This window comes from Klebsiella sp. GW_Kp182, from assembly GCF_040062275.1.
In the GTDB taxonomy this organism is placed as follows: domain Bacteria; phylum Pseudomonadota; class Gammaproteobacteria; order Enterobacterales; family Enterobacteriaceae; genus Klebsiella; species Klebsiella michiganensis.
On sequence record NZ_JBEAFQ010000027.1, the window covers coordinates 1 to 4,269 of the forward strand.

Annotated in this window: 4 protein-coding genes and 4 tRNA genes; 1 reads left to right on the forward strand and 7 read right to left on the reverse strand. The window is 49.4% G+C overall.

Features of this window, described 5'->3' with window-relative positions:
• The 5 genes from ABLU88_RS16205 to ABLU88_RS16225 all read right to left on the reverse strand — a co-directional run.
• On the reverse strand, positions 1-136 hold a 136-nt coding region (locus ABLU88_RS16205), incomplete at its 3' end, for a GTP-binding protein (RefSeq protein WP_009484166.1).
• A 116-nt stretch (positions 137-252) separates the two neighbouring features.
• Positions 253-328 (reverse strand) — tRNA-Thr (locus ABLU88_RS16210).
• A 5-nt stretch (positions 329-333) separates the two neighbouring features.
• Positions 334-408: transfer RNA gene (locus tag ABLU88_RS16215), tRNA-Gly, on the reverse strand.
• A 119-nt stretch (positions 409-527) separates the two neighbouring features.
• Positions 528-612, reverse strand: a tRNA-Tyr gene (locus tag ABLU88_RS16220).
• A 10-nt stretch (positions 613-622) separates the two neighbouring features.
• Positions 623-698, reverse strand: a tRNA-Thr gene (locus tag ABLU88_RS16225).
• Positions 699-1,137: 439 nt separating this feature from the next.
• On the opposite strand from ABLU88_RS16225, the gene coaA reads away from it, so the two are divergent.
• Positions 1,138-2,088, forward strand: a complete 951-nt coding sequence (coaA, locus tag ABLU88_RS16230; RefSeq protein ID WP_014227490.1) for a type I pantothenate kinase — start codon at positions 1,138-1,140, stop codon at positions 2,086-2,088.
• Positions 2,089-2,114: 26 nt separating this feature from the next.
• Here coaA and birA read toward each other — a convergent pair whose 3' ends face one another.
• Positions 2,115-3,077 (reverse strand): bifunctional biotin--[acetyl-CoA-carboxylase] ligase/biotin operon repressor BirA, encoded by a 963-nt coding sequence (gene birA / locus ABLU88_RS16235; protein ID WP_014837096.1) that lies wholly within the window; start codon positions 3,075-3,077, stop codon positions 2,115-2,117.
• Positions 3,074-4,102: a UDP-N-acetylmuramate dehydrogenase gene (murB, locus tag ABLU88_RS16240; RefSeq protein ID WP_064375892.1), complete on the reverse strand. Its 1,029-nt coding sequence runs from the start codon at positions 4,100-4,102 to the stop codon at positions 3,074-3,076. Before murB ends, birA begins: the two co-directional genes overlap by 4 nt.
• Positions 4,103-4,269: the final 167 nt, after the last annotated feature.

Genomic DNA, 4,269 nt, shown 5'->3' on the forward strand with positions numbered 1-4,269 from the left:
CGCGAGCAGAACCACCGTAGGTTTTAGCCAGAACGGTAGTGATTGCAGCGGTCAGCGTTGTTTTACCATGGTCAACGTGGCCGATAGTACCGACGTTAACGTGCGGTTTTGTACGTTCAAACTTTTCTTTAGACATCGATTGTCCCTCTAAGACACGGATAAATCGGTGATATCACCACATCAACCGGGCAACATGCCCGACTTGTTGAATGCAATAAACAAGAGAGAAACAGGGGAGGAGAGATAAAGAAGTGGTGCTGATACCCAGAGTCGAACTGGGGACCTCACCCTTACCAAGGGTGCGCTCTACCAACTGAGCCATATCAGCACGTTTGGAGCGGGCAGCGGGAATCGAACCCGCATCATCAGCTTGGAAGGCTGAGGTAATAGCCATTATACGATGCCCGCATCCTGAAACTCGGCTACCCAGTTCTTTCTATAACAAAAAAAAGAGAAGCGTCTCTTTTTTTGTTTGAGCTGACCAGTTTAACCAATCAACTCTGGCTCCGCAAAGCGTTGCCGAAAGATGGTGGTGGGGGAAGGATTCGAACCTTCGAAGTCGATGACGGCAGATTTACAGTCTGCTCCCTTTGGCCGCTCGGGAACCCCACCAGGCACTTGATGGTGCCGACTACCGGAATCGAACTGGTGACCTACTGATTACAAGTCAGTTGCTCTACCTACTGAGCTAAGTCGGCATCAAGTAGCGCGCATTCTAGGGAGACCTGCGAGTTCATGCAACTAAAAAATTGCAGAAAATGTTCTATTGCTCACATTTTGTGCTCAAACGAGAAAAAATGGTGTAATTTCAAACAGAGCAGGACAAAAATACGCCAATCATCCTCACGGATAGGGTTGCCGAGGAGGGCAAAAAGTAGAGTGAAGTCGCTAAAGCGGCATCGATACCCCATCACCTGACCACCCGATTCAATGAATAACCCACGGGTCTCTGCTGAGAACTTTATATCCCCTTACCAAACCATTCATCTCTGTGATGCTACCTTTAGAAAGCATCATTCAATGAGTTTTTTTCTTATTATTCCTCGCAATCTGGTGTTACCCTCCTGCCCATTGTCCTGATTAACTAGTGTGAAGCACCCCGCCTTCATGTAATTCGGCGGTTGCAAGAGCATGCTTATGAGCCTAAAAGAGCAAACGTTAATGACACCGTATCTACAATTTAACCGCGACCAATGGGCTGCGCTTCGTGATTCCGTTCCGATGACGCTAACAGAAGAAGAAATCACGCGGTTAAAAGGCATCAACGAAGATCTTTCCCTGGAAGAAGTAGCGGAAATTTATTTGCCGCTGTCGCGTTTACTCAATTTCTATATCAGCTCTAATCTGCGCCGCCAGGCTGTACTGGAACAATTCCTTGGCACCAACGGCCAACGTATTCCTTACATCATTAGCATTGCGGGTAGCGTGGCGGTCGGGAAGAGCACTACCGCGCGCGTGCTGCAAGCATTGCTGAGCCGCTGGCCTGAACATCGACATGTAGAATTAATCACGACAGATGGTTTTCTGCATCCTAACGCGGTATTGAAAGAACGCGGCCTGATGAAGAAGAAGGGCTTCCCGCAGTCTTATGACATGCATCGCCTGGTTAAATTCGTCTCAGACCTGAAATCCGGCGTTCCTGACGCTACGGCTCCGGTTTATTCACATCTGATTTACGACGTCATTCCTGATGGGGATAAAACCGTCACGCAGCCTGATATATTAATTCTTGAGGGATTAAATGTTCTGCAGAGCGGCATGGATTATCCACACGATCCGCATCATGTATTTGTTTCGGACTTCGTTGATTTTTCAATTTACGTTGATGCGCCTGAAGAACTGCTAAAAAACTGGTATATCAATCGTTTTCTGAAATTCCGCGAAGGCGCGTTTACCGACCCGGACTCCTATTTTCATAGCTATGCTCAGCTGTCTAAAGATGAAGCAATTGATATTGCCACATCGCTGTGGAATGAGATTAATCTTTTGAATTTAAAAGAGAACATTCTACCAACGCGTGAGCGAGCCAGCCTTATAATGACCAAAAGCGCAAACCACTCTGTGAATCAGGTGCGTTTAAGAAAATAAAAAAGGGAGCGTTAGCTCCCCTTTTTTTATTCAGCGCTGCGCAATGATATCTCACCGCCAATCCAGGGTTTTACCATCCCGTCCTGCTCCAGTAATAATGCGCCTTGAGCATCAATACCTCGCGAAATACCAAAGATCTCTTTATCGCCAATAATAAGTTTAACCGGTCGATTAATAAAGTTATCGAGCTTTTCCCAGCGGGTGAGATAGGGTGCCAGACCTTCATTCTCAAAAAGTTTAAATCCTGCCCGCAGCTCTTTAATCAGACAAGCCGCTAACGTATTACGATCGATAGAGATCCCTGCCTCCTGGAGGCTGATCCAACCCTGATTGACAACATCAGACTCCACCCGGCGCATCATGAGGTTGATCCCCGCGCCGCTGACTATCTGCGCAGCATCGCCGGTTTTCCCCGTGAGTTCCACCAGGATCCCGGACAGCTTCCGATCCTGTAAATAGAGATCGTTTGGCCATTTCACCCGAACTTTATCCGCCCCCAGGCTTTGCAGCACCTCGGCAATGACGATCCCAATGACCAGACTCAAACCTATAGCCGCAGCAGGGCCCTGCTCCAGTCGCCAGTACATTGAAAGGTAAAGGTTAGAACCAAACGGCGAGAACCACTTGCGCCCGCGGCGGCCGCGACCTGCCTGCTGATACTCAGCCACGCAGGCATCACCCGATTGCAGTTCGCTAAGTCTGTCCAGAAGATACTGGTTCGTGGAATCAATCACCGGTAGTACGGTTACCCGGCCATGCTCGATCTGCCTGGCGATCTGCTCTTCATCCAGAAGCTGGATAGGCTCAGGGAGACTGTAGCCTTTACCCGGAACGGTAAATACGTCGACTCCCCAATCGCGTAACGTTTGAATATGCTTGTTGATTGCTGCCCGACTCATCCCTAAACGCTCGCCAAGCTGTTCACCTGAGTGAAATTCAGCGTCGGCCAGGATCGATATTAGCGTCAAAGGAACGGTGTAGTCTTTCATGCGATGGTCTCCTCGGCATTAACTTCACCCGTTTCACCGATAAAGCGCACTTCCGGCTGTAACCAGATATTAAACTTCTCACCAACCTGCTGGCGTACGTAATGAGCCAGCTCAACCACGTCTTCACTGGTTGCCTGATGCTGATTGATCAATACCAGCGCCTGCTGGCTATGCACCGCTGCGCCACCCATCACTTTACCTTTAAGCTGGCATTGATCGATAAGCCAGCCGGCGGCAAGTTTCATACTGCCATCCGGCTGAGGGTAGTGAGGGATACCCGGATAGGTCGCCAGCAGCGCTTGCGCCTTGTCCGCGCTAACGACCGGGTTCTTAAAGAAGCTCCCCGCATTTCCATTCACTTTTGGATCGGGGAGTTTGGTCATGCGCATATGACAGACGGCGTCAAATACCTGCTGCGGGGTAACGGTTTGCGGATCGAGCCGGGTTAAATCACCGTAGGTCAAAACGGGTTGCCAGGCTTTTGGCAACGTCAAACCAACCGCCACAATGGCGTAGCGGTCCTGATATTCATGTTTAAAAATACTGTCCCGGTAGCCAAAGCGACATTCAGCAGCGGAAAGACGCTGTTTCACACCCGTGACCAACTCAATGCAGTCGACGTAGCGGCAAACTTTCTGTAATTCAACGCCGTAAGCACCAATATTTTGAATCGGCGAGGAGCCGGCGCAGCCAGGAATCAAAGCAAGATTTTCCAGGCCCGGCATTCCGTTATTTAACGCAAACTGGACCAGCTGATGCCAGTTTTCTCCTGCACCGACATGCAAATGCCACGTGTCAGATGTTTCACTCACTTCTATCCCCATAATACGGTTGATAATGACCGTACCGGAATAATCCTTCAGGAACAGAACATTGCTTCCTTCACCAAGGATCAGGGTTGGCTGGCGCTCTGCGGTGGCATTTTGCCAGGCATCCAGTAGCTGTTTTTCAGTTTCGGCGCGTACAATCGCTTTGGCAGAACGGTCAATACCGAAGGTGTTCCAGGGCTTAAGTGAGTGGCTCATAATGGCTTCCAGATGCAAAATCTGCATTAGTTTACCGTATATAGCGAGGGAAGGCTTCCTGATTGTCAGGGGGAGCAGGTACCATGGCGTGACTAAAATCTGGCAATTTTAAACGACAAAAACGCAAAAAGCCCATCCGTCAGGATGGGCTCTTCACTTGTTTGATG

Excerpts from the sequence above, each read along its gene's own strand:
- coaA (WP_014227490.1), top strand. The coding sequence starts at position 1,138 with ATGAGCCTAAAAGAGCAAACGTTAATGACACCGTATCTACAATTTAAC.
- birA (WP_014837096.1), bottom strand. The coding sequence starts at position 3,077 with ATGAAAGACTACACCGTTCCTTTGACGCTAATATCGATCCTGGCCGAC.
- murB (WP_064375892.1), bottom strand. The coding sequence starts at position 4,102 with ATGAGCCACTCACTTAAGCCCTGGAACACCTTCGGTATTGACCGTTCT.